The organism is Brevibacillus fluminis, from assembly GCF_052072235.1.
In the GTDB taxonomy this organism is placed as follows: domain Bacteria; phylum Bacillota; class Bacilli; order Brevibacillales; family Brevibacillaceae; genus Brevibacillus_D; species Brevibacillus_D fluminis_A.
Genome location: NZ_CM125436.1, coordinates 349,928 through 375,467 on the forward strand (window position 1 = coordinate 349,928; position 25,540 = coordinate 375,467).

The 25,540-nt window shown below is 50.8% G+C and carries 25 protein-coding genes; 17 read left to right on the forward strand and 8 right to left on the reverse strand.

What is annotated here, in order from left to right:
• Nucleotides 1–5: 5 nt before the first annotated feature.
• From ACTID9_RS02150 to ACTID9_RS02165, 4 genes are all read left to right on the forward strand, one after another.
• On the forward strand, nt 6–470 hold the full coding sequence (locus ACTID9_RS02150) for an ArsI/CadI family heavy metal resistance metalloenzyme (RefSeq protein WP_441069625.1): 465 nt from the start codon (nt 6–8) through the stop codon (nt 468–470).
• Nucleotides 471–1,054: 584 nt separating this feature from the next.
• Entirely contained in the window at nt 1,055–1,708 is a 654-nt protein-coding gene (locus ACTID9_RS02155; protein ID WP_441069626.1) for a C40 family peptidase, read from the forward strand.
• A gap of 226 nt (nt 1,709–1,934) precedes the next feature.
• Nucleotides 1,935–2,606, forward strand: coding sequence for a glycosyltransferase (locus ACTID9_RS02160; RefSeq protein ID WP_441069627.1), 672 nt, complete (start codon nt 1,935–1,937; stop codon nt 2,604–2,606).
• A 243-nt stretch (nt 2,607–2,849) separates the two neighbouring features.
• On the forward strand, nt 2,850–4,049 hold the full coding sequence (locus tag ACTID9_RS02165; protein WP_441069628.1) for a hypothetical protein: 1,200 nt from the start codon (nt 2,850–2,852) through the stop codon (nt 4,047–4,049).
• A gap of 130 nt (nt 4,050–4,179) precedes the next feature.
• Here the strand turns inward: ACTID9_RS02165 and ACTID9_RS02170 are convergent, their stop codons facing one another.
• The 3 genes from ACTID9_RS02170 to ACTID9_RS02180 form a co-directional block, all read right to left on the reverse strand.
• Nucleotides 4,180–4,860 (reverse strand): response regulator transcription factor, encoded by a 681-nt coding sequence (locus ACTID9_RS02170; RefSeq protein WP_441069629.1) that lies wholly within the window; start codon nt 4,858–4,860, stop codon nt 4,180–4,182.
• A gap of 115 nt (nt 4,861–4,975) precedes the next feature.
• A complete protein-coding gene (locus ACTID9_RS02175) occupies nt 4,976–5,788 on the reverse strand; it encodes a hypothetical protein (protein WP_441069630.1) in 813 nt (270 codons plus the stop codon).
• Between the two features lie 164 nt (nt 5,789–5,952).
• Nucleotides 5,953–6,762 carry a YheC/YheD family protein gene (locus ACTID9_RS02180; RefSeq protein WP_441069631.1) on the reverse strand — a complete coding sequence of 270 codons (810 nt, stop codon included), beginning with the start codon at nt 6,760–6,762 and terminating at the stop codon, nt 5,953–5,955.
• 239 nt (nt 6,763–7,001) lie between these two features.
• On the opposite strand from ACTID9_RS02180, the gene ACTID9_RS02185 reads away from it, so the two are divergent.
• Nucleotides 7,002–8,078, forward strand: a complete 1,077-nt coding sequence (locus ACTID9_RS02185; RefSeq protein ID WP_441069632.1) for a hypothetical protein — start codon at nt 7,002–7,004, stop codon at nt 8,076–8,078.
• Nucleotides 8,079–8,340: 262 nt separating this feature from the next.
• Entirely contained in the window at nt 8,341–9,006 is a 666-nt protein-coding gene (locus tag ACTID9_RS02190) for a DUF2642 domain-containing protein (RefSeq protein WP_441069633.1), read from the forward strand.
• Nucleotides 9,007–9,664: 658 nt separating this feature from the next.
• Here the strand turns inward: ACTID9_RS02190 and ACTID9_RS02195 are convergent.
• A complete protein-coding gene (locus ACTID9_RS02195) occupies nt 9,665–10,303 on the reverse strand; it encodes a HutD/Ves family protein (RefSeq protein WP_441069634.1) in 639 nt (212 codons plus the stop codon).
• Between the two features lie 216 nt (nt 10,304–10,519).
• On the opposite strand from ACTID9_RS02195, the gene ACTID9_RS02200 reads away from it, so the two are divergent.
• A complete protein-coding gene (locus ACTID9_RS02200) occupies nt 10,520–11,332 on the forward strand; it encodes a MerR family transcriptional regulator (RefSeq protein WP_441069635.1) in 813 nt (270 codons plus the stop codon).
• A 66-nt stretch (nt 11,333–11,398) separates the two neighbouring features.
• Nucleotides 11,399–12,082: a DUF554 domain-containing protein gene (locus ACTID9_RS02205; protein ID WP_441069636.1), complete on the forward strand. Its 684-nt coding sequence runs from the start codon at nt 11,399–11,401 to the stop codon at nt 12,080–12,082.
• Nucleotides 12,083–12,132: 50 nt separating this feature from the next.
• Here ACTID9_RS02205 and ACTID9_RS02210 read toward each other — a convergent pair whose 3' ends face one another.
• Complete coding sequence (locus ACTID9_RS02210; protein WP_441069637.1) at nt 12,133–12,396, reverse strand: phage holin family protein; 264 nt, start codon at nt 12,394–12,396, stop codon at nt 12,133–12,135.
• 172 nt (nt 12,397–12,568) lie between these two features.
• On the opposite strand from ACTID9_RS02210, the gene ACTID9_RS02215 reads away from it, so the two are divergent.
• Entirely contained in the window at nt 12,569–14,257 is a 1,689-nt protein-coding gene (locus tag ACTID9_RS02215) for a YcdB/YcdC domain-containing protein (RefSeq protein ID WP_441069638.1), read from the forward strand.
• Nucleotides 14,258–14,325: 68 nt separating this feature from the next.
• On the opposite strand, the gene ACTID9_RS02220 is transcribed toward ACTID9_RS02215, so the two are convergent.
• A complete protein-coding gene (locus tag ACTID9_RS02220) occupies nt 14,326–16,068 on the reverse strand; it encodes a SulP family inorganic anion transporter (protein WP_441069639.1) in 1,743 nt (580 codons plus the stop codon).
• Between the two features lie 216 nt (nt 16,069–16,284).
• Nucleotides 16,285–16,617 (reverse strand): ArsR/SmtB family transcription factor, encoded by a 333-nt coding sequence (locus ACTID9_RS02225; RefSeq protein WP_441069640.1) that lies wholly within the window; start codon nt 16,615–16,617, stop codon nt 16,285–16,287.
• 154 nt (nt 16,618–16,771) lie between these two features.
• Here ACTID9_RS02225 and ACTID9_RS02230 point away from each other — a divergent pair, with 154 nt between their 5' ends.
• The 6 genes from ACTID9_RS02230 (at nt 16,772) to ACTID9_RS02255 (ending at nt 22,086) form a co-directional block, all read left to right on the forward strand.
• Nucleotides 16,772–17,383, forward strand: coding sequence for a hypothetical protein (locus tag ACTID9_RS02230; protein ID WP_441069641.1), 612 nt, complete (start codon nt 16,772–16,774; stop codon nt 17,381–17,383).
• Nucleotides 17,384–17,592: 209 nt separating this feature from the next.
• Nucleotides 17,593–17,865, forward strand: a complete 273-nt coding sequence (locus ACTID9_RS02235) for a cupin domain-containing protein (protein WP_441069642.1) — start codon at nt 17,593–17,595, stop codon at nt 17,863–17,865.
• Nucleotides 17,866–18,006: 141 nt separating this feature from the next.
• A complete protein-coding gene (locus ACTID9_RS02240) occupies nt 18,007–18,516 on the forward strand; it encodes a GNAT family N-acetyltransferase (RefSeq protein WP_441069643.1) in 510 nt (169 codons plus the stop codon).
• 284 nt (nt 18,517–18,800) lie between these two features.
• Nucleotides 18,801–19,475 carry a response regulator transcription factor gene (locus ACTID9_RS02245; protein WP_441069644.1) on the forward strand — a complete coding sequence of 225 codons (675 nt, stop codon included), beginning with the start codon at nt 18,801–18,803 and terminating at the stop codon, nt 19,473–19,475.
• A complete protein-coding gene (locus tag ACTID9_RS02250) occupies nt 19,468–20,982 on the forward strand; it encodes a HAMP domain-containing sensor histidine kinase (protein ID WP_441069645.1) in 1,515 nt (504 codons plus the stop codon). Before ACTID9_RS02245 ends, ACTID9_RS02250 begins: the two co-directional genes overlap by 8 nt.
• A gap of 240 nt (nt 20,983–21,222) precedes the next feature.
• The gene (locus tag ACTID9_RS02255) at nt 21,223–22,086 is read left to right on the forward strand and encodes a hypothetical protein (RefSeq protein ID WP_441069646.1); all 864 of its coding nucleotides are present in this window, start codon (nt 21,223–21,225) and stop codon (nt 22,084–22,086) included.
• 157 nt (nt 22,087–22,243) lie between these two features.
• On the opposite strand, the gene ACTID9_RS02260 is transcribed toward ACTID9_RS02255, so the two are convergent.
• The gene (locus tag ACTID9_RS02260) at nt 22,244–23,233 is read right to left on the reverse strand and encodes a DMT family transporter (RefSeq protein ID WP_441072362.1); all 990 of its coding nucleotides are present in this window, start codon (nt 23,231–23,233) and stop codon (nt 22,244–22,246) included.
• Nucleotides 23,234–23,393: 160 nt separating this feature from the next.
• Here ACTID9_RS02260 and ACTID9_RS02265 point away from each other — a divergent pair, with 160 nt between their 5' ends.
• Both ACTID9_RS02265 and ACTID9_RS02270 read left to right on the forward strand, forming a co-directional pair.
• A complete protein-coding gene (locus tag ACTID9_RS02265; protein ID WP_441069647.1) occupies nt 23,394–24,254 on the forward strand; it encodes a LysR family transcriptional regulator in 861 nt (286 codons plus the stop codon).
• 191 nt (nt 24,255–24,445) lie between these two features.
• Nucleotides 24,446–25,522 carry an acyl-CoA dehydrogenase gene (locus ACTID9_RS02270; RefSeq protein ID WP_441069648.1) on the forward strand — a complete coding sequence of 359 codons (1,077 nt, stop codon included), beginning with the start codon at nt 24,446–24,448 and terminating at the stop codon, nt 25,520–25,522.
• The last annotated feature ends 18 nt before the right edge of the window (nt 25,523–25,540 follow it).

The following is a 25,540-nucleotide window of genomic DNA, read 5'->3' on the forward strand; positions in this document are numbered from 1 at the left end:
TTTTAATGAAATATGCACATGTAGGTCTTAATGTTACCAATCTGGAAAAGTCAGTTGAGTTTTACAGCAAATTATTCGGAGCAGAGCCTGTTAAGGTAAAGCAAGACTATGCAAAGTTCCTTCTGGAGAAACCGGGGTTAAACTTCACGCTAAACCTTTGTGATGGGGTGAGTGGTAATCAAGTTGGGCATTTTGGAATTCAGGTAGAAAGTACAGATGAGGTTATCGCGCATAAAAACAGACTTGAACAAAATGGGATTCTTTCCATGTACGATGAAATGAACACCACATGTTGCTACGCCCTTCAGGATAAATTCTGGATTCACGATCCGGATGGGAACGAGTGGGAGTTTTTTTACACAAAAGCAGATACGGATGTTCACGGTGAAAAAGATTCTGCCTGCTGTGTTCCCGATCCCAGTGAAGTTTCCGAAACGGTAACAGAAAGCAAAGACTGCTGCACGAAATAACAAAGAGGGTGAAGATTATGTATGACAGTTTGTATGTTGAAGAATTTCGTATGAGGCAAAAACAAGACCGGTTGGAAAAGCAGTTACGTCAATCGTGGATGTGGGCGTTTAACGTTGAACAAAGCGAGAAGCATGTCCAAGTATCGACGACGGCAATTGATTGCCAGCATACATGCTGCCCGGCAACGTAAGGAATCAGCTGATTTTCCTTAGGGGTAATTGGTTTTTGTCGAATAATGTCCATTCCTTTCGCTTGTTGTAAAAAATGGAATGGCATATGCTTAAGGTACTTATTGGAAATGGGATAAGTGCTTTTGGCTAGAAGAAAAGCAAAGGGAAGATCCGATTGCCAACCAGTCGGGCTTCTCTTTATTTGCGTTTGACGGCACCACAACTTACAGACAGCTGACGTCCCAATCAAAGGGGAGTCGGCTTTTTTTGCATATGATCCCTCCTCGAAATTCTGAGCAATCTCTCAGCTGATTGTTAGGAAACTATCATTCCGCTTTAAATCGTTTCTCAGATCGAAACGATATCATCATTCATGTAAAGACGACAACACATCGCCAAGGAGGATGAATAAGATGATGAAGCTCGGATGGAAAATGAACGCAGCAGTGGCGGTACTGATGTGCAGTTCGCTTTTGGTAGGGGGACAAGCACACGCAGCTACGTACAGTCATCACCATGGCCATCACAAACATCAGGCACTTGGGCATGCAAAGTGGGGAAACTCTAACGGAAGTGCTTCGGATTCGATGCAGTCGTCCACATCAACGCCAGATACGAATACGCAGGCTGGTAACCATACAACGGCATCGCAGGGCAGCAATGCGGGCGAACAGGTGATCAAAGCAGGGGAAAAATATATGGGGACGCCGTATCAATACGGCTCAAGTCGTTCTGATAAAAGTACAATGGACTGCTCTGAATTCGTCATGTGGGCATTCAAAGAAGGAGCTGGAATCGATTTAGGGCGCGGAGGCGCAAGATCGGAATACAAAAAGGTGACTCCGATTTCGCGAAACGATTTGCAAGTGGGCGACCTGGTCTTTTTCTCCACACGAGCCACAATGAAATACAGCCCTGGCTCGATTAATCGAATTGGACATGTGGGCATCTACGCCGGTAACAACAAAGTGCTTCACACGTATGGAAAAGGTGGCGTAACGTACAGCAACATGTCTGGCGGATGGTGGGACACGCATTTCGTTGCAGCGGGCCGTGTCTTGAACTAATGCATTCGTCATTCATAGGAGAACCGTTGGCAGTCAATGAGCCAGCGGTTTTCTCACGTGAATTAGGCAAACTTTTATCGCAATGCTAGTACAACCAACCATCCTTTTCCCACGGTTGTCGAATAGCATGAAGGAGATTCGGCAAAGAAACGAAAACGAGGGATGCGTGGTGAAGAACAGGAAAGGGAAGCGGACGTACAGCAGCATCAGGGGAGTCTCGGTTATAGTGTCTACCAATCGGCCTCAATTTTTTAAAAATCTACTCAAAAATTATGGAAGACAAAGCGATGTCAAAAAGGAACTCATCATCATTCTCAACAACGATCGCATGAACCTGCGTGCCTATCAGAGGATAGCGAGTAAGTATCAACATGTATCGGTATACAAATTACCGCAGCGGTACACGTTAGGGAGTTGTCTCAATTTCGGGATAACGAAGGCGAAATATGCCTTTATCGCCAAGTTTGATGATGATGATTACTATGGACCACGTTATTTGCAGTCTTCCCTGCGTGCTTTTGCAAGGACAAATGCGCATGTCGTGGGGAAACGTACGTACTTTCTGTATTTGAAAAAAAGAAAGCTTTTGCTTATACGCTTTCCTTTTCAAGAAAATCGATTTGTGCGCACGATTGCCGGGGGAACGATAATGGCCAGGCGAAGCGTCTTTACGTTCATTCGCTTCCCGCGCCGATCATTGGGTGAAGATGTGGGATTCTATGCACGATGCAGAGCAAAAGGCCTCCGAATTTTTTCAACGGACCGATTTAATTATGTGATGGTGAGAAGAGAAAATAAAAAGAGTCATACCTGGCAGATCAGCGACCGCAAAATCCTTTCGGGTGTTCATCAGAAGGTCGGTTATACGAAAAGATACAAGGCGGTTGCAAGAAGGTAGGTGCGAGTAAATACACCCCAATCATGTATAGATCCCCGTCAAAGGCGCTTTATTTTGCTGTCTGTGAGGAGGGATCTTTTCTTTTCGTGCATGTATGTTTCATCCAGGTAACGATGAAACGGTTGATTATTGTCCTCGGTTAAGTGTTGACATTGGTTCTCAATCGCATTACAATCGCATTCGTGAGTGATAATGGTTATTATTTTCAACGATAGACAGATGCACATAGGGGGAGACAAACATATGAAAGCAACCAAGTACATCGCAGCGATTGCCGTATCAATCGGACTTCTTGCAGCGGGCTGCAGCGCAGGAGAGAAAAATACAGCGACTACTGCCGGCACTGACCAGAATCAAGCCCAATCCGCAAGTCAACAGCCTGCGCAGGAGCAGAAGAAGAAGCAGTCGCCGACCGATTACGCCAAGGCAGCGGAAGCGCTCGTCGCAGAGCTGGAAAAGGGAAAAGACGGCGGTACTGTCGATTGGGCCAAAGCGCAAAAGATGTACAGCGATAATTTGAAAGCGTTGGTTCAAGCGCGGGACAGTGAAAACGAAGGGCAAGTGAATGACCAGTTGGAAGCTGCCATGAATGCCGGCAAATCCGGTTCTTTGTCTGCAGGCGTTGTAGCGGAGCTGCATGAAAAACTCATGCAAAATATCGGCTTCTTGTCCATGCGTCATGATTTCAAGGAAGCGAATGAAAAATTCAGCGATAAAGCGTCTGCCAAGCGCGAAGTGAACGAAGCCAAGGAATTTTATGACGGTTTGTTAAAAGGGATGGTTGAAAAGCGCGACGCGGCGTATAGCTCCCAAATGGGAAGCGCGATCGATAGCGGGTTCACCGGGATGATGAATGCGATCGACAAAGGGGACAGCCTTTCTTTCAATCTGGGTAAACAGATCGTGGATAAAACCTTGATGAAGGCGTTCTACTTTGCGTCCGGCGCAGAAAAAGGGTACGGCTACAAGCTGGAAAATATGGTGAAGGAAGGTACGAAGGAGGATTTGAAGGCGGAACAGGCGGAAGCATGGGCGTTCTTCCAATCTCTCAAGGGCTATCTCATCGAAAATGACAAAGCGTCTACCGAATTCATCAACCAACAGTTTGATCTGACCAATGATGTGAAGAACATTAAAGGCGATGCGATCAACCAGGCGTTTGTACATGCGTTCGCAGCGACGGCGAAGGGCGAATATACGGAAACGATGGAGAACTGGGGCAAAGACAAAGCCATGATCACTGCGCTTGAAGGCGCACTGTTCATTGATGTGATCAACGCTGATTTGCCAAAAGCGCTCGGCGGTGAAGCACAGGCCAAAACATTGATCGGGAATGCGCAAAAGCTGCTGGATGAAGTGAAGGCAGGCAACAAGGAGAAGGCGGTGGAGCTGCATAAGCAAGTTCTGGCTGCTCTCGATCAAGTAGCTGCATACGGTAAATAAAACGGACAAAAACCGCCTCGCGGGCGATCAACCCGGGAGGCGGCTACCCACTGATTCGTTGGATCGGTTTGGCGAAGACGTTTTCGCCTTTTCAAAGAAAGCGAACAGCAAGCGACCCAAACGCAGCGACTTAATCATGCTCGACTTCCAACCGGTAGCCAAGGCCTCTGATCGTCACGATGCGAAAGGATGATTCATGTGCAGAAAACCGTTCCCTGAGCCGTTTGATATGAACGTCAACGGTACGCTCGTCACCGGCGAAATCGATGCCCCATAATTGTTCAATCAGGCTATCCCGTGTGAATAGCTGCCCCGCATTGCTCCCCAGCTTATACAACAGCTCGAATTCTTTCAAAGGGATGGTAGTCGTTTTGCCGTCGCCGAAAACGACCCGATAGCTCTTGCGGTCCAATGTGATGTCCCCAAGCTTCACGATGTTGGAGGTCGCGGTACGGTACCGTTTGAACAAAGCTTTTACGCGCAGTACCAACTCTACAGGGTCGAAAGGCTTGACGACGTAGTCATCGGTCCCGAGCTTGAAGCCTTTAATCCGATCGGTAGATTCGCCTTTCGCTGTGATCATCAAGATCGGCATGTCGCCAAATTCACGGAGATTTTGGCAAAGCGCCCAGCCATCTATCTGCGGCATCATGATGTCGAGGATCACCATGTCCACATGATTGTTTTCTGCATACTCGAGTGCATCGGCGCCATTCGCTTTTTCAACGATTTCGAATCCTTCATCTTCCAAATACAGGCGCACCAATTCCCGGATGTGTTCCTCATCGTCTACCACTAACACTTTCGGCATTTCTTTTCCCCCTCGAACATAGCTTCGGGAGACGATCAGAGCGCTTCCGATCCTCTCCGGTAGTCTCACGAATCTTTAGCCAAATTATAGCCCAATGTCGGCATCACAATGAAACTCATTTTATTTCAACCACAAACGGAAATGCCCGTACGGTCCCGTCTTGTTTAAACTCGGCCCAAATTTTGTAGAGGCCTGGCTGTGCAAAGGTTGTTTGGAATACCGGTTCCTTATCATTCGCCGGATGGACATGAAGGAATCGCTGTGCATGCTCATCAAGAATGACGACGTGCCCCATCGCTCCCAAATAAGGAGTTAGCTTCGATTGATCCAGGTCAAATGACAAGGTGACGGGTTCATTGGCCCGCAAAGAGTTCATGGTGAGCTTGACGGTTTCCCCCTCGACTTGCTGGACAAGCGTGCGGTCTGGCGCAAGCGCCTTGCCGGCAGCAGTTTGGATCGGGTCGCCGACGATGAACGGAACAGGTGTCACATGGTACGCCAGATCTTTTGGCTTGATATCGACAAACGCTTTGTAAAACCCGTCAGGCAATCCGTTGGCGATGCGGAACTCTCCATCGCCCACTTGTTCCGGGTGAAGGTGATAATACGCCTGCAGACGGTCGTCGACGATGATGAAATGCAGCAGCTTTTCATGGTTCACTTCCAAATCGCGTACCGGTTTGCCGGTTTTGTCCTTCAGATAAATCTTGATGGCATCTTTTTGCGCTTGTACGAACACGTTCACTTCACTGTCTTCCGCGTGCTGCGATTCTTCTCCGTGGCCTTGGCCGGTGCTGGCCGATTCGTGTTGATGTCCGCCGGTTTCTGCGGCAGCGATTTTTTCCTCGGGGACGAGCTTGTCATAGAGTGTGAATCCGCCGATGACGACAGCCATGTACAGAATAGCTGCGAATACCCATTTATTCATAACGTTCCTCTCCTTGCCGGTTTGTTGGTGCTTCTTACTATACCCTCACTCTGTGAACGCAAAATGAACGGGTGGGGGGAACCGGCAAAGGAGTGAAAAAAATACACATTTTTGGGCGAAGAAAACGTCCACGCCATCATGACGTGGACGTTCCCGGGTACGAGTTACGAATAGTAATAGAATTCATCGTACGTGTCTGCCATGATCGCTGGTGCGCTGTTCATGGTGGAAGCCTTTTTGTTCCGCACGATCTGTTTATAGTAGATGATATTTTTATACGTTTTCAGTTCCGGCAGCTGTTTGAACCAATAGATGGCAGGGGCAAAGTTTGGCTCAATAATCCATATATGGCCCTCGGTGTCGATTCCTACATCAAATCCAATGATTTTCAATCCAGGATAGGATAGTTCGAGCTGTCTGGAAGCCTCAAGGGAGATGCGTTCCAGCTCATTCATCAAATGATCGACGGAAGACTGCCCGAGTGAGGATTTTTGTAATACACTTCCAACGGGGCGGACGAATTCCTCCGGGTTGGTTACGGCGTATCCTTTATAGGCTACCTTTGTCAGCATGCCTGTGACGATCCAACGGCTGTGTTCGTCCAGTTGGGTCATGATTCGGATATCAAAAAGCCGGTTATTCACTTTTGCGAAATAGAGGTACTGCTGGATAACATAGTCGCGCCCTTTGGTGATCCGTTTTACACCCGCATAACATTGTCCTGCATTTTCGTAGTGCCATTTCCGGTGTCTCATTTGAACGACGTATTGATCTGGGGAGATAGATGTGACGACAACAATACCAGCGCCCAATGCTCCCCCATCCGGTTTTAAGACAACCTTCCGATATTTTTGCAATAAGGAATGGAACGATTGTTCGGAGAAGAGCATTGTCTCTGGTAAATATTCAACTAGATGTATGTTTGCCATCATTTGTTTGTGCTTCTGCCATTTTCCCGTCCGTAACGTCTTCATTTACTCACCACCTTCATGATTGTGACCTGGTCATTTCATGCTAATGTATGCGATTTCGTAGCGTTTGGATAAGCCGAATATCCACTAAAGAATAAAAAAACGTAAGGTAGTGGACAAATGTTGATAGATACCAATCTATTTATGAGATTTTGGTGAATTCGCTTATATCAAAGGATTTTTGTGCTCATATACATGCAGTATAAATAAACCTTATGGACAAATGAAAGGGGATAACGAGAATGGCGAATAGTTTTGACCCTGCAACACTCGCTGGCTTGATTGGCAAGGTTTTGCGGATTTATAAAGGCGGGCCTGAATCAAAGCTGGGGAAAATTGTCGGCATGAATGGAGACTACCTGTTGGTAGACACGGAAAATGACGGGGTGATTTATTACAATATCCAGCATATCAAAAGTCTTGTCGAAGATTTGAAGGGTTCTGTTAAAATCGCGGATAAGCCAGCCGACTATTATTCACGATACCTCGCACCATTGAACTTGAATGCAGTGTTAAACGGCATGAAATATGAGGTTATCAGGGTAGATCGCGGCGGTCCTGAATCCCGTGTAGGTCGACTTGTGGCAATCGGAACCGATTACTTTGTCATTCTCACCAAAGAAGACGGCTTGCTGATCTACCAAACCCAACACGTCAGGAGCATCAGCGAAGAGCCAAACCAAAACAGCAAGCCGCTGAACACGTACCCGGGCTTTGTGCAAGCAGCAACGCTGGCAGAGGTTTATACGAACCTGAACAATTACTGGATCAAAATCAATCGCGGCGGCCCTGAATCTGTGGAGGGTGTATTAAGCGGCAACAGTGCGGACCATATCGTGCTTGTGAAAAACAAAGAGATTTTCCGCATTGCGTCCGATCATATTCGTAACTTCAGCTACCAGGACCCCAGCCTCGCAACTCCAGATGATGCTGAGACGCAACAACCCAATGGCGGTGGAGGCGGCGGAGGCAACGGGGGCGACAACGACGGAAAAAAAAAGGGGGTAACAACTAACCAAACCTCGGATGCTGACCCCGGAGAGAATGCATATGGAAGAAGAAACGCCTGGTATCGAAAAAGGAAAAATACCAGAAGAAACTGCAAACGATTCTGCAAAAAAGTGTGCCTGAAAAGAACGAAAGCAATTAAAATTTGCTTTCCGAAAAGAAGGAAAAGAACCAAGGTTTGCTGCCCGAAAAGAATGAAAACAACCAAAATTCGATTCCGGAACATATCGCTTTGCGGAAACCGCAAAGTGAAGTTTATTCAAGTATTGCGAAAAGCAGCGAACCGAATTGTTCGGTCGAGATGGAATTAATCACAGAAAAATCAGGCAGCGTCCGCGCGATGTGCACCATGCGTTGAGTCAACATCAAAAATGCGGGTAATAGCTTGCGGATGAAGAAGGCAGCTAAAAAATGACCATGAACGATACAGACAGAGGCTAGCGAGGCATCTTCCTGAACGTTTGGCAGATTCAGTTCACATCAGGCATAGAAATCCCCGGCAGCAGGGGAAGTGCCTCGTCGTGCCCGCCTGTGGCTGTTTTGATCCTTTCGCTAAAGGAGGTGCAAACAAGATTGACAGGAGTTGATCAGCTTCATCATAAACAAGTTGTGCTTGAACTCTCGGGAAAACACCACGTTAAAGGAATTTTGGTCGATTACGGCCTTGATGTGGTCGTCATCTATAACGGGAATGACTTTTTGTACATTCCGATTATGCAGATTCAGAACATGAAGGAAAATCCGCATCCCGATCCACAATTATACGACCCCGCCAACCTGCCGTTTGAGACGAATAAAGAGGGTATTTCATTGCGGAAAATGATCACAAACGCAAAAGGAATTTTTGTGAAACTGTACGTTGTGGGGAATCAGACGCTCCATGGCTACGTGATCAATGTGCTCAATGATTACTTTGTTTTCTATTCGCCTGTATACAAAAATATGTTTGTATCCATCTACCACTTAAAATGGTTGATTCCCTATACGCAAAATACCACACCGTATTCACTGAAAAGCCAGCAGATCGCCTTCAATCCTTCCAGCGTCTCGGTTTCCCGTTCTTTTGAGGAACAGTTAAAGCGTCTGGAAGGAAACATTGTGGTATTCGATATTGGCGATAATCCTGCCAAGTCTGGTTTATTAAAAAAAGCTTCTGACAAAATGGTGATTCTTGTAACAGGTGAAGGGGAAGAGATTAGCTGGAACATCCAGCATCTAAAAACGGTCCACACACCGTAATGAGAGAGATCCCCGACGTCCTGCTCTGGAGAAAAAGCCGGTATACTGAAAATGGGGATTACCGGCTTCCAGATTCATTTTCGCTTTCAACATACATAGCCTCAACTTTGCCAACTTAGCGATAAAATCGAAAATTTCCGTAATCGATGTAACAGATTTTCCCGTCACGCTTTAACCGTAAATTTCTGGTGTTAGGCTCCCCGAAGCGATTGAATACATCACGGGGAAAGATTCCTCTTCTGCGAAAAAGGCGGTTCACAGTGCCGAGCTTGCTCCGATAGGTGCTTGACAGCGGAAATTTATCATTGTATCGCTTCATAATGATCCAGGAAAAGTCTTTTTCATAGTCTACGATTTTGCCCAAGTGGTTTCTCAGGCAGGATGGGGATGACTGGTAAATCATTACTTCTTTTCTGTTGCACATTCTACCGTATTTTGATTTCGCAACTTTCAGTACATAGCCGTACCCCAAATTATAGACAGCACGATATACTCCTTGCCCGATCGTTTTGTGTGAGGACATCTTTTTTTCCGGCACCTCCCAAATACGGCTTCTACTCTCAGACTATTCGCTGGGTACAGCCATGTCCCCCTATCAAATGCTTATTTTTGGCGGAGGTTGCGATTTTGGGTACGGTCTGGCAAGCGTAGCGTGATGTTACAAGGAGCTACAAATGGGTCTTTTTTCATAGATGATCGTTGCTCGTATCATCGGCACCGCTGTCTCTGCCCGGTTGACAATGGTGATTTTGCATATCGTGCTCATGCTGCCGATGATCAGCAGATCGCCTTCTTGCAGCGTTACTTCGTGCTTGCCATCGAGCGTGATCGCGATGGTGCCGTCCAAGCAGTAAAATGCTTCATCGACATGGAGCTTTGGATGTTCCCGATTTCCAACCGTTTCATGGTGTACCCCGGTTTTGATCTGACGTGCTGCCAGTGCTCCGCTGCATCTCTCTGCCAGCATCAGGTTGAAGTCCCGCACCTTGCCTTTGCTTCGCGTGGTCCATCCGCCGTTGAAGCTGTCCTGCTGAAAAGGCTGCAGCGCAATCTGGTGATGTCCTTCATGCTCAATCAGCAACTCCCCTTCGAGGACCATCAGATGCCGCCAAAAGCCGGGGAGATGGGTGAACAACGATTCTTCCGCCTCAACTTTTGCCGTACTTAATCGCCAAAGGAAATCGCGTCTGCCGTAATCGGCATTTTTTGGAAAAATGGCAAGCTGGGTGGATAAGCCCCCCGCCCATCGGGTAGTAGGCTGGTCCTGTTTTCTGCAGACGGTGATGGTATCGTTCATCAGGTAATCCTCCTCGCATGCTGGTTATCTCCATTGTACGAGCGGGGAGCACCTTTTTATCTGGAGGATAAGGCGGAAAGCAAGCAGAATATTGCGCAAGCGAGCCGGCTGCATGAAGAGGCATCCGAAGAATATGAATTTTGACAAGCTTTAGCGTACGCGATACATATAAAGGGAGAATGAGCGGAAGAAATCATGAGGAAGGGGAAACCACGCATGTTTTTGATCGGAGAAATCGCCAGGCTGTTCCAGATAGATATTCGCACGCTGCGTTATTACGATGAGATCGGCTTGTTCAAACCGGCACATGTGGACGAGCATTCGGGCTACCGGTATTACTCGATCGAGCAATTCGAGCAGCTCAATACGATCTTGTATCTCAAGGCGCTTGCGATTCCGTTGAAGCATGTGAAGCAGTTTTTGGAAAACCGCGACGTTGACCGTATGCTGCATCTATTGGAGGAGCAGCAGCGAGAAACAGAGAAGCGTATCAACGACTTCAAGCAGATTCAAAAAAAGATCGCGAGCCGCATCGCCCAAATCGCGGATGCGACCAATCGGCGAGAGCTGGGAAAGATTCGGGAGGTCGAGCTGCCCGAACGGACCATTGTGCGGTTGAAGCAAAACATCCATAAAACGGATAACCTCGAAATGTCGATTCGGCTTTTGGAAAACAGCACGAACATGAAAGCGACGATCTTTTTGGGCAAAGTGGGTTTGTCGATTTCGCTTGATAATCTGCGGCATCGGAGCTTTGACCAGTACGACTCGCTGTTCGTAATTGTTGAAAATGAAAGCTACCGCATGACGGAAGCGACGGAAAAGATATTGCCACAAGGCACCTATGCCACGATCCGGTTTACGGGGACTCATGCCGACGCCGCTCCTTATTATGAGAGGCTGCTGGATTATATGGAAGAAAAGGGATATGCCATCACAGATGATGCCATCGAAATTACGCTGATCGATTACGGGCTGACGAACGACCGATCCAAATTCGTGACCGAAATTCAGCTTTTTGCGAAATGATGGATTGACCCTCCAGCTGCTGGAGGGTTTATTCTTTCTCCAATACTTGTGTAGGAGGGAGTCGTCGTGCTCGGGACGATCGTAAATGCGGGATTGATCGTGGTCGGAAGTGTAATCGGCAGTGTTTTTAAAAAGGGAATGAAGGAATCGTATCAGGACATCCTGATGCAGGCGATGGGACTGGCTGTCACCGCGCTGGGCATCTATTCGCTTGCGAAGCACATGCCAGACAGCCAGTATCCGGTATTGTTCATCGTGAGCCTCGCGTTAGGTGGAATCATCGGCGAGAAGCTCAATATGGAAGAACGGTTCAAAACGGTTGTTTCGCGGTTTTCCAAAGGAAATCTGGCGGAAGGGTTATCCACGGCGGTGCTGTTGTTTTGCATCGGCACGCTATCCATCGTAGGGCCCATCGAAAGCGCACTGAATGGCAATCAAACGTATTTGTTCACCAATGCGATCCTGGATTTGGTCACCTCCATTGTGCTGGCGGCAACGTTCGGCGTTGGGATCGCCTTTTCTGCAATCGTCCTGTTTTGCTGGCAAGGATTTTTTTATGTAGCGGCCGGGGCCGTTGCCGGCTTGATTACGCCCGCTCTCTTGACCGAAATTTCGATTGTCGGCGCAGCCTTGATCCTCAGCTCAGGATTGAGCATTCTCGGGATCAAAAAGTTCAAAACGATGAACCTGATTCCGGCGCTGCTTGTACCGGCTCTTTTCATGGCGGTGAAGGACCTGATCGGAATGTGAAGATACAAAATCCTCCTTCGGAATGATCCGAAAGAGGGTTTTTGTTTTTTTCAATAGCGATTTAAAGTCTGTTTGATGAGCTGGAGGGCGGCCATCGAGATTCCTGTGGCGATGATGCCGTTAGCAATTCCATTAACGGTAAAACCGATGCCGAAAATACCGGCGATGATGCCGATACCGAGCAAGATCCAGATGCGGAGCCACCCTGGGCATTGAGGTGTTTGGTTCAATGCATATTCCAAGATCATCATGGCAGGCACGACCAAAACCAACGCCTTGTGAATCGTAATATCTGCCAAAATACTGTCCAGCATGCCATCGTTCACCCCCTACCACAATATAGTAAAAAACTTGTCTACTTGTGACAGGTTGCCTCCCTCAAATTTGCTAGATTGCTAGAAAAACTGGAATATACTGTTACCCTGTCCACCCCTCATCCGTCTTACATTTTGGTGCGTTACCGAGAAGAAGTTGTGGGGGGATAGAATGAAACGAATCAGCCAAACCGTTCTGACGCTTGCCGCGGCGTGCTTGCTGACCTCATCGCCTGCGTGGGCCGTCCAGCCGGAGTCGTCGATCAAAAAAGTAAAGCAGGATCAGGGCCATGAATTTTCCCAGGAGCTGCAGAAGTCGCTCGACCGACTTGCAGCAGCCGTTCCGGTGTTAAAGGAGCTGCGTATCGAGGATAAACGTTATGAGGAAAACGATCGGTACCTTTACCCGTTCCCGATCTGGGAAGTGACGCTGACCAGCAAGCCGGAAGCTGGCGGCAGCAAAGAGCGAGGGGCAGATGTTTCCGCTCGTGTCGAGCTGGATGCGCAAACCGGCCGTGTTCTTTACTTTGATATCCGCCATCCGGACTGGGCTTCCGCCGAGTATCCGGATGAACAGGCAGCCCGGGCTGCCGCGGATGGTTTTCTCCAGTCTTTTTTCGGTGCGGAGGCAAAGCGATGGAAGGCAACTGAGTCGCTGGGCAGAGGCAAAGCGGGGATGAGTGATGAAAAAGGCAACAAGCGAGAATGGGCGCGTTCTACCGTTCGCTATCAAATGCTCATCAATGACATTCCGCTGATCGGCGATTCGCTCTCTGTTTCCGTGGACGCTGCGGGGCATATTATCCGGTACGAGGCTTTTTCCATGGTTGATCAGGCCCAAGCAAAGTGGCCGGACCCGAAAAAAGCGATCGCCAAAGGGGAAGCGGCGAAACGGTTGCAGGACAAGCTGCAAACGGAGCTGATGTACTCGCTCGATTATCCGATCGCCAAAGGTCAGGATGGGAAGCCGACGGAACGAAAGCCGCTGCTGGTCTATGTCGCCACCCCCGATCGCTGGATCGATGCGCTTACGGGCGAAGCGGTCGGAGACGAACAGGCCGCCGCAGAAGAAATCATCCCTGTAAAAGGAAAAGGGAAGGGAACGAACACCAAAATCAGCACGCGTCAAGAGGCGGAAAGCTGGATCAAGTCGCAGTTCGGCATCGATGTCAGCAAAGCGTCTTTCGATTATGACGATCACAAGGAAAACATCAGTGAAGGATTGCAGCAAATCAAAGCGTATCATTGGTCCAACGAATCCGGCGGAAAGCATGACTTTACCACGGTGAGCCTGATCACCGATGCGAAAAGCGATCGTCTGATCGATTTCAATCTCAATGTGCCGGACGAATCGGCTGCAACCAGAAGCATCGACGCGGCCGAAGCGAAGAAGAAGGCGATCGAGACGCTGCTGCCTTATCTCGACCCTGCGCTGGAAGAACTCAAGCTGGTCATGGAACCTGCGGAAGAACGGGTCCCGGAGTGGGTTGACAAAAGCAAGCTGAAACAAGAGGAGCAGCGTGAGTATTCCTTTTGGTTCCAGGCCAAACGCAACGGCGTCGACGTGTCGGATGAATCCTATCAAGTCGGCGTCGACAAGCGGACGGGCGCGATCGTCGAACTGACCCTCCGTCCGCTTGACGATGACATGGCGCTGCCCGATCCTGAAAAGATCGTCAGCGCGGCTCAGGCGAAGGAGCATTTCCTAAAAGACCTTGATGTGCAGCTTGTGTATTACTGGGAGCAATACGATGGCCAACGTGCGCCCGCACCGCAGTTGATTTATCAGCAAAAGTGGAAAACGGGTTTTTATTGGATCGACGCCACCACCGGCAAGCCGGTACAAGAGACACAACCATAAGATCGATGTTCAACGCGAAAAGACGATTTGCCCGGGCGGCAGACCGTCTTTTTTCTTTGCGGCGATGGTTACTCGCTGCGCGTCAGCAGACGCTTGTGCGAGTCGGGCACACAGAGCGCGGCGCATTCACGAAAGGCAAAATGTTTGCAGCCGATGCATTTTTGTTGATCGAGCAGTGCCAGCGCGCTGGACAGCGCCTCGCCGGTATGCGCAAAAAAACGTTCCTCGCCGATTTTGCGCGCCAGTCCTGTCCGCTTCATCATGTCCCGTGGCTGCGGCTGCAAGCCGGAAATGAGCACGATTCCGCCACGGCGCTGGAAATCGTTCACGACGCTTGAGAGATTGGCGGCGCCGGTCGTGTCCATGAAAGGCACTTTCCCCATCCGCAGGAGCAAAATGCCGGGATGCTGATGGAGCGTATCCAAAATCCGCTGCTCAAAAATGGATGCCGCCCCGAAAAACAAGGCTCCTTCCACCGTGAAGACGGCGATCTGCGGGCAATCGTGGCCGTCGCGGACCATATGCGGAAGCATTTTTTCATGGGTGACCGTAGGGTCGGGCAAAACTTTTGCCACAGTCAGCAGATCGCTCATCCGTTTGACGAACAGGATGACGGCGAGCACCATCCCCACCTCCACGGCTGTGGTCAGGTCGGTCAAAACCGTTAGCGAGAACGTGAGCAAAAGCACCGCTGAGTCGCTCGTCCGCGTTTTCAGCACGTGGGCGAATTCCTTGCGCTCGCTCATGTTCCAGGCGACCACCATCAGGATCGGCGCCATGCTGGCCAGCGGGATCGCCGAGGCGAGCGGGGCGCAAAGCAGGAGGACGCAAAGGACGACCAGACTGTGGACCATGCCGGACACAGGGCTTGCCGCTCCCGTCTTGATGTTGGTGGCGGTGCGGGCGATTGCACCTGTGGCGGGGATGCCGCCGAACAACGGGGCGACGATATTGGCGATGCCTTGCCCGATCAGCTCGCGGTTGCTATGGTGCCGCGTTCCGGTCATGCCATCGGCGACGACTGCGGAGAGCAGCGATTCGATCCCGCCCAAAAGCGCGATGACAATCGCCGGATGGATCATCAATTTGATTTGTTCAAAGGTGACGGAAGGGAAATGGAAAGCCGGCAAAGAGCTGGAGATCGCCCCATAGGTCGAGCCGATCGTCGCCACTTTTCCGGCAAAGAAGAAGCTGGCGATCAAGCTCGACAGCACCAGGCCGACCAAGGAGCCAGGAACCTTTGGCATGTATTTGGGCGTAAGCAGAATCGCGGCCAGGCAAATGAGAGCTGTCGCGACGCTGTACGGATTGGTTGCAGCAAGATGGGTGCCGATCTCGCCCATGTTGGAGAGGAAGTCCTCATGTTTTGGCAAGTGTGACAGTCCCAAAAAGTTGGCGATTTGCCCGCTGAAAATGATAACGGCAATACCGGCGGTGAAGCCGATCGTGACGGGGCGAGGAATGAATTTGATGAGGGCGCCGAGCCGAAACAGTCCCATCAGCACCAAAAGTACCCCGGCCAAGAGACCGGCAACGAGCAGGTTTTCATAACCGTATTGCGCCACGATGGCGAACAGGATTGGAACGAAGGCTCCGGTCGGGCCGCCAATCTGGAACCGCGAGCCGCCAAAAAGCGAAATCAGAAAGCCGGCGACAATGGTCGTGTAGATGCCGTACTGCGGACTGACGCCGGAGGCAATGGCAAAAGCCATCCCCAAAGGAATGGCGATAACTCCGACAATCAATCCAGATGTGAGATCACGGCGAAAAAAAGCAGCGTTGTATCCAGCGAATCGTTCCCACAGCTTCATTTCTAACCCTTCTTTTTCTTTGTATATTTGATTATTTGAATATATAGGGAATATACAACCGCTATTTCTGTCTGTCAATGAACAATTATCGGTGCCTGGACTACGACAGCATCCTGCAAACAAAAAAAGAGGACGTTTTCAGTATGAAAGGTCCTGTGGTGTGCAGATAGGAATTGCCTTGAATTCCTATCCGGTATCTGTGTTGGCTCGTATGATTCAATCGCGTTCGTTGCGGATATTTTCCAATAGGGAGATGGCATCAACCAGATGATTGTCAAAAATCTGTTTGGCCACGACGAGCAGGTCTTTGATCAGGGGATCGCGGAGGGAGTAGATGACGGAAGTGCCTTCCTTTGTTCCATTTACCACGTTTTTGTTGCGGAGGACGGCAAGCTGTTGGGAGACGGCTGAGCCTTCGGTACCCAAGATCGCCTGCAGCTCATTCACATTCCGATCGCCTTCGGACAATACTTCAAGAATCCGAATCCGCATGGGATGTGCCAATGCTTTGAAAAATTCAGCCTTAAACTGTTGGATTTCACGATTCATTTATCTAATCCCCTCAAAATATGAAGATTTGACTATACAAGTAGGATACCACATGGGGGAGGTAAGTTGTAAAATAGTCTGAGACTGTTATTCTATTATTATATTCAAATAATCAAATATTCATAAATAAATGTGCAGGGGGAGGATGGAGTGCATGCAGACAGGAATTGAACGTTTCGTTCCCTCCGTAGTCGGAGAAGCCGACTCTGAAGACAACAAAACGTATCCGTATCGCACATCAAAGCAGGAAGTGATCGAGCTGGGCTTGAAATATCTCGCCGGGGTCGGCACGGATGCGATTTGTCGGGTGTGCATCGCCCATGGCGGCTCGTGCTGTGAAGGCTGCGAGTTTTTGCGCAACGGGGTCGGCTGCCAGCTGCGGAATACGAGCTGCACAGGATGGCTGTGCGGGTTTTTCAAATTCCTTTTTTACGAGCTGGGCTTGATCCGGGAGTGGGCAGCTTTCTGGGAGCAGGTTCCGGGACGCGACTTCCGCTTTGATTACACCCCATCCCGTTTTCATGTGGAGCAATGGCTGAAAACGCCGAGCATCCGGGTGGTCGCAGAGGCGTTTGCGGACGATTTGCTGGCGCACAAAGATGACAGCAAGCCGTACTGGTTGGTCGAGTTCAAGGAAACGCTGGACCAGCATATCGATGAAATCCTTGATTTTGACGAAGAGATGGTAACGCAGATGGTAGAGAAAAAGCTCGCTTACATGACGCGGGATTTCAAACGGTATCAGGCGGCAAAAGCAACAATGTGAGTGAGGGAGAAGCCAAGGCAGGAGAGCTGAGCAGCTCTCTTGTTTTATTTTACAAATGAGCACGAAAAAATGTTGTTATATAAAACTTATTGCAGTAAAAGAAAATAATTCTTTACAAAAATACAGTATATGAATAATATTATTTCATGATACAAAAATCAGAAAATGGTTTTAATTCTGACAGGGGGTACAGGGCCTGGATCGCATCTATGACAAAGGTGATCTCGCCCAAAGCACGCGTCCCGTTGACCGGGGAAGGGGTGCTTGAACAGGATGAGTATTTCTATATCATCCGCGGTTCCATCCAAACAGGCAGCGGGGGCAAGGAATATACGGTTTCGGCAGGCGAGGCGACACTGATCCCGGCCGGGGAGCAGCACTGGGCGTACAACGATGGGAAGAAGACTGCGAGATCGTCTGGGTGCTCGTCGACCGGTGATGCCGCATGGTGCTCGCGGCGAAGAGCCGTAGCGATAGAATGATGAGTAGAAGTTCGGCTTCCGGCGTGAATGCAGACATGGCTTCGCTCCTTTCCAATCTTTTCATTCTTTTCTAACGATCATAGCATATCGTGGCGATTTTGATTGGACGTTATGTGATTCTTGTAAAAGAGGTGCTTGCTGATGGCTTTGCTGGAGACAGAGCGACTGCGGCTGCGCAGGCTAACGCTTGATGACGCGGCATTTATTCTGGAGCTGGTGAACGATCCTGCCTGGATTCGATTCATCGGTGACAAGGGAGTCCGGACGCTTGAGGATGCGCGGAACTATATTTTGGATGGGCCAATGAAGATGTATGAGCAAACCGGCTTCGGGCTGTATGCGGTGGAGCTTGGGGAAAACGGTGCGCCGATTGGCATGTGCGGCTTGATCAAGCGGGATTCGCTTCCGGACGTGGACATCGGCTTCGCTTTTCTCCCTGCCTATCGGGCAAAAGGATATGCCTACGAGTCCGCCGCTGCTGTTTTGGCTTACGGAAAAGAGGCGTTTGGCTTGCGGCGGATCGTCGCGATCACATCCATCGACAACCACGCCTCAGCCGGACTGCTGCAAAAGCTTGGGATGCAGGAAGAAGGACGGATTCGGCTGGCCGATGATCAGGAAGAGCTTCGGCTGTTTGGCATCGGGCTTTAACGAATCTTGCAGGAGCCCGACCAGAATGGAGCGCCAAGCGATGCAACAGATTGATAGGCTGACGGCATGTTTTTTCCGAGCGAAAGGGTCTCGCCGTACACGCGCATTTGGTAAAAATAACAGCGGAAGTGGAAGCTATCATTTTGCTATGATGAAAAGAGAGCAGAGCGCTCTCTTTTTTTCGTCATCTTCTAGTCACATCGCCAATCTATAGTGAGATGATAGACTGCCATCCCCTGGTCTCTGGTAGCTTGCGGGAGTACGGAGAGGAAAGGAAGGTAACGGTGAAACGTGTGCTTTTGATCGAAGACGAAATGCCGATCGCCCAGCTGCTGACCGCTTATTTGGAGCGCGCGCAGTACGAGGTGACATGGGATATAGGAGAAGGAAACGTGTTGGATGTGTATTTGAACTGTCGGCCCGATTTGGTGCTGCTTGACTTGATGCTGCCGGATCACGACGGGTTGGAGATTCTCCAGCAAGTGCGGCAGTACGGGAGCTGCCCGGTGATCATTTTGACGGCGAGGGGGAGCGTTCCCGACCGCCTGCAGGGGCTTGGGCAGGGGGCTGACGACTACATTTCGAAGCCGTTTGACCCGGACGAGGTGGTGGCGCGGGTACACGCTGTCCTGCGGCGCTCCGCCTATTTGGAGGATAACGCGGTGATCCGCATGGGGCATTTGGTTATTGATTTGACGGCGCGCACCGCGTCGCTGTATGACCAGCAGCTGGTATTGGCACCGCGGGACTGGGCCGTCCTCGCCTTTATGGCGAAGCATCCGAACCAATGCTTCACGCGGGAGCAGCTGCTCGATCAAGTATGGGGAATGGATTATGAAGGCGGTGACCGCGCGGTGGATGCAGCGATCAAGCGCCTTCGTCAAAGCCTGCAAAAATGGCCGGCCAGCGAAGGCGAAATCCTCACGGTGCGGGGCACAGGGTACAAGCTCCATGTTTAGACCGCGCAGCCATGAAAAAACCATTCCGTTGCTGCAGTTTTGGACATGGCGCTATGCCTTGATTTTGCTGGTCACGCTGGTGAGCCTCGGGCTGTTGGCAGGCATGTGGATTCAGATAAACGATGACCAGCAGCGGTTCTCGGTGCTGCAGGCACGAGCCGAGCAATTGGGGGATTCCTATATGCGCGCGACAAATGTTCAGGTCAAAATCGTCCGTCAGTTCCAGCTGCAAAAGGCGATCGCCGTCAGCACGGCAGCCACGACGGTGCCTGCGAAAGCCGCGATGGCAACAGCTACGATGGTTCCGCTGGAAATCGCCCGCCCGATCGAGAAATACGATGATTTCATGCAAATTTTTGACATGCATGACAAGGAAATCGCAACGATTAACAGCCGCAGCAGCATGGCCGTGCCGATGGAAGTAATCAAGACGTCCGCCGATCCCGCTGTGCTGGCGCAAGGGCAGTCGGTCCGGGAAAAAATCAAGGTGAACGACGAGACATGGCTGCGCGTCGGTGTACCGCTCAGCGAGAATGATGTGATCACCGGAGCGCTGTATTTGAGCGCGCCGCCTGAGGAAAATACCGTGAAAATGAACCAGACCTATGTCATGCTGGCACTGATCATCGTCGGGATCACATTTGGCGGCTGGATTGTGATCTACCTGCTGTCACGGAAGCTGACAAGCCCGCTGCGGCAGCTGGCGGGCGCTGCGATCCAGATTGCGGAAGGCGATTATTCGCCGACTCTGCCGATGATTAACGATGTGAAAGAAGCCGAGCTGAGGCAGCTGGTCGCCTCCTTCGATGTCATGACCAAGCGGCTGAAGCAGCTGGAGCAAATGCGCACCGATTTGCTGGCGGGCGTGTCCCATGAGCTGCGGACGCCGGTTACCTCGATTCGCGGCATGGTGCAAGCCGTGCAAGGCGGGGTTGTGACCGGCGCGAGGGCGGATGAATTTTTGCAGACAACGCTTGAGGAAGCCAAGCGGATGCAGAAAATGGTCGAGGATTTGCTCGATTTCTCGTCGCTGGAAGCAGGCGTGATCCAGGGAGACCGGAAAGAGCTTTTGGCAAGCGAGCTGATCGAGAGCGCCATTTCGCCGCTTCGTTCCTTGCCGGCATTCGCGTCCGCACAAATCAAAGCCGAGTTGACTGATGACGCCCTTGTCGTGATCGGGGATAGCGGGCAGCTCAAGCAGATTTTGATCAATTTGCTGACGAACAGCACAGCGGCAGGGGCGACTGAGATTACACTTGCCGCGAGCAGGGCGGAGGGTGGTGTCGTCATTGATGTAACCGACAACGGGAATGGCATCAAAGAGTCGGAAGTGCCCTATATTTTTGAACGCTATTACCGGGGGGACAGCAAACGGAAGAAAAAGCACGGCCTTGGATTGGGGCTGCCGCTCTGTCGTCTGCTCGCCCATGCCAACGGCGGGGAACTGTTCCTGCTGCGCACATCGGAACAAGGAACGGTGTTCCGCCTGAGATTGCCAAGCACATGAGCTGCTTGGCATTTTTTTATACAGATAAGAATTTATAAAATTCTTATCCAGTATAAGTGCAACCGCGGCTACGCCAAAAAGCTTCGCGTAGCCAGGTTTTCTAATTTTTGCCCATCGTCATTTTGCCGTCACATCCGTTTCGTACAGTATACGTGTAGCCGATCCGACAAGCAGTGGAAACGGCGAACATCTTGGAATTGCAAACATCGCACAGCGATCAATACGAAGGAGGAACGTTCGATGAAAAAGAAAATAACAATGGCAGCAGCAGTTTTGGCAGTATCCGCAATGGCAACCTCAGCATTCGCCGCAGAGCCTGTCGCGCAAAAAGAAACAATTCCGGCAAAAACGCTGGTTGCGGCACAAGTGATAAAGGCACCGCAAGCGATAAGCTTCGAGGAGTTCGCAAAAGAACAAGGCGTAACCGTAGACGAGCTGCTGGAGCAGATGGAAAAAGACGGGTTGCTCGCACAGCTTGCAAAAATGAAAGCTCTGTCCCTTGAAGAGATGAAGAATTATTTGAAAGAAGAAGGGAAAGTGGTTGAAGCGTTTGCCATACTCCCCGCTCAAATCGTTGACGGCAAGGAAGGCGACGCGAAGGAAATTTCGCCAGACGGCAAAACTGCGGCGATGAAAATGACGATCGCGAAGCTTGCAGAAGCAGATAAAGATGGCGGCAACGGGGACAAGGATGAAACGGGAACCGCCGTTCCTTTCACCAAAACGGTGACGATCAAAACAAGCGATATCGCTGCCGGCAATCATGCCGACGATAAAACAGCCATGGTCAAAATCACCCGTTCGATCCCGGCTGTAAACACGGTCGATGCGGCAGAAGGGAAGGGTCAAATGGCTGCGATTGTCTTGAAAGGTAACGAGGATTTGGCAAAGATGGCCGCTGTCACCGTAAGCCTGAGTCTGGAAGACGCGGCGAAGAGCCAGGGGCTGACGGCGGATGAGCTGCTTGCCAAAATGGAGAAGGACGGCTCCCTTGCCGAAATCGCCAAATCCAAAAACATGACAACCGAAGAAGCCATCGACTATCTGAAAAAAGATGCGAAATTTGCGGAAGCGGCGGTCATGATTCCGGCCAAGAAAAAATAAGCAAGCAGACGAATCCCCTGTTCGCGAGATGGACAGGGGATTTTACTGTGTCAGGATTGCTCCGTCAAGATGAGCGGGCCGTGATTCGTGAACAGCAGAAAATCGCCTCGCAGTTGAGTAAGCACCACGAGGCGTTTTGGCTGTGAATCAAGTTGTTTTACGATAGAGCCTTGACCAATTTGACCGATTTTTTTTGCTGGCTTCTGCGCTGGGACAGGTTGTTGAACAGCAGGGCCGCAATGACCAAGAAGGTGCCCATGACCTCTACCATCGTAATATGGTAGCCCTGAAAAACGAGAATCGCCAACGTCGTCAACGGCACGAAATTGATGAACAAAATGCCGTTGGGCGGTGTGAGCAGCCTGATTCCCGCGTTCCAGCAGAGCAGCGCGGCGATCCCTGGCAGAAGCACCATGAAGGCAAGCTCATATTTGACCGAAAAAATCGTTGAAAGCGCCGGAAACGACAGGAAGCCGAGCGCGGTTGCCGCCGACACGACGATCAGTGAGACGACCGTACCAAAAAGGCAGCTGAGTGTGGAATAACGCAATGCGGACCAGGTGGGAAAATGATTCCCGCCCATCGTGTAGATCACCCAGCCGACGACGCCGGCAAAAATCACGCCGACCGGAAGCAAGCTGGATTTTGCCATCAAGAGAAAATGAAGGTCGCCTTTGGTGATGACGAGCAGCGCGCCTGCAAACGAGACCAGCATGCTGATCATGGTGAAACGGTTTGGCGTTTTGCGTTTATACATCCAGAAGACGAGCACGGAAATCATCGGCATCATGGCTTCCATAAGCGAGGCGATGATTGTGCCTGTCCCCGGCAGCGAGCTTTGGCCCAAAAAGACGAGCAGGTTGTAGACGGTAAACGCCATGCTTCCGAAAAAAACAAGGCTTTTGCCCTTTCCTTCCAGCCGAAAGGCGCTTTTGCCTTCTTTCATCAATAAAATCACGGCAAGCAGCAGGCTGCCGATGAAATAGCGAAAGAATGAAAAATAAATCGGATCAATCCGTTGGAAAGCTCCTTCTGCCACAGGAAACATCGCTCCCCACGACATGCTTGCAATCAAACAAAAAAGCCCTCCAACCACTACACCATTCTTACCCACGAAAAACTTCCTCCTTGCATCCTTTGGCAGCATCTTGTTGCGAAATATTTTGTTCCGGCATTCGGAACCGGTAAAACCCGGCGTCTCCATGCCCTTACACATCGTAAAGGATAGGAAGTTGTTAGTAAAATGATTGAAAAGAAACTTATCGATCATTTAAAATGATAGCACATAACACCTGGAGGAAACGTGGATGGAATTGAACGATTTGACCGTTTTTCAGCGAGTGGCGTTTCACGGCAGCGTAAGCAAGGCGGCAGAGGAATTGAACTACGTGCAGTCCAATGTGACCGCAAGAATCAAGCATCTGGAAACGGAACTCGGCACCTCGCTGTTTTACCGCCATCGACGCGGGATGACGCTGACCGCTGAGGGGAAAAAGCTGATCGAATATGCGGCCAAGGTCATGGCCAGCGTGGAGGAATTGAAGCGTGCCTTCCAAGACGCGGAGACGCCGACGGGCGTGCTGGAGATCGGCACGGTCGAGATCGTCAATTGGCTGCCGCGCATCCTGTCGGCCTACCATCAGCAATACCCGGGCGTCGATCTGTCGCTGAAAGCGGGCGTGACCGAGCAGCTGATCAAGGATGTGTTGGACTACAAGCTGGACGGCGCCTTCATTTCGGGACCGATCAGGCATCCGCTGATCGAGCAATACATGGAGTGCAGCGAGGAGCTGGTGGTCGTGTCCAAACGCGAGACGCTTACGATGGAAGAGCTGACACATACGCCGCTTTTGCTGTTCAACAAAGGATGCGGCTATCGTGCCAAACTGGGCAGCTGGTTTCGCCGGGAAGGGATTTTGCCCAAGCAGGTGATGGAATTCGCCAGCTTCGAGACGATCATCGGCAGTGTGGCAGCAGGATTGGGCATTTCCATCGTTCCACGGTCGACCGTTCGCTACATGGAGCAAAACGGGCTGCTGTTTTGCCATGCAATCCCTGAGGAGCACCGGATGATCTCGACCGTTTTCATCCGGCGCAAAGATTCGCATATGACCAGCTCGATTCGTAAATTTATCGAAACGCTGCAAACGACTCCGCTCATCGAGTAAATGAGGCGGGATCGAGCGGTGAAAAGAACTGCCTTGCATCGGTGGAGCAGTTCTTTTTTTGCGCTCGCGAAAGCGATACGTGGCTTTCTGGACAGGGGAGAAGAGCAGGACTATCATAAGAAGAAAACGACGGGTGTCCGTGTGGCAAAGCGACGTGCGGGCAATCGGGCGAAAAATTGAGGGTAGCGGACATGGAACGTTTGACAGAACAGATGATACAGGCGATACGAGACGAAGCGCTGCGGACTGAAAAAACAAAACGGCTGCAGCCGCAAGTGTTGGAACTGATTTATGAGCAAAAATGGTTCAAGCTGTTCGTGCCGGAGGAGCTGGGCGGGCGGATGGTCTCGCTGCCTGAGGCGGTGCGCATTTTTGCACGCACGTCATGGATGGACGGCAGCTTGGGTTGGGTCGTCACGATCGGTTCGGGCGGCGGTTTTTTCGTGCCGTTTTTGCCAAAGGAAGCGCGGGAGTCGCTGTTTGCGGCGAAAGAGGCGGTGGTAGCGGGAAGCGGTCATCCGTCGGGGACAGCGAAGCCGGTGGAAGGCGGATATATCGTAAACGGTACGTGGAAATATTGCAGCGGTTCGAGCTACGCGACCGTCTTCACCGCCAACTGTATGATCGAAGCGGACGAACCGGGGCAAGAGCCGCACATTCGCGCCGTGGCGCTGCGGCCGGATCAGGTGACGATCGTGCACGATTGGAACGCGGTGGGGCTCAAGGCGACAGAGAGCAACACGATGGTAGTGAAGGACGCTTTTGTGCCGCATGAGCGGACGTTTACCCTGGTTGAACCGCTCGCGTATACGGATGAGCCGCTTTATCGTTATCCGTTCATTCCGTTTGCCCAGGCATCTTTTGCGGCTGTAGGCGTCGGGATTTGCCGCCGCTTCTTGGAGGAGGCCAAACAGTTGGTCGAGCGGAGCAGTGCCGGATGGCAAACGACCAATCCGCAGCGCGCATCGGTTGTGATGGACAGGATCAGGGAAGCGGAAATGCTGTTTGAACAGTCAGCGCAGGCGTTCTTCACGCAAGTCGATCATTCGTGGGATGTGCAGGTGAAAGAGGGGACCCTGCCGGAGGGAGTGGAGCAGGAAGTGTCGCGCCAGTGCAAGGAGACCGCCCGGGCGGCTCTGACGTGCGCGAACGGGCTGCTGCCTTCTCTGGGGCTGCAGGCGATGTTGGAGGAGACGCCGCTCAATCAGGCGTGGCGCGATTTGAATACGGCATGCCAGCATTCGCTGCTGCTCTCGTTTGCGGAATAAAAGAAACAGCCGATCGGA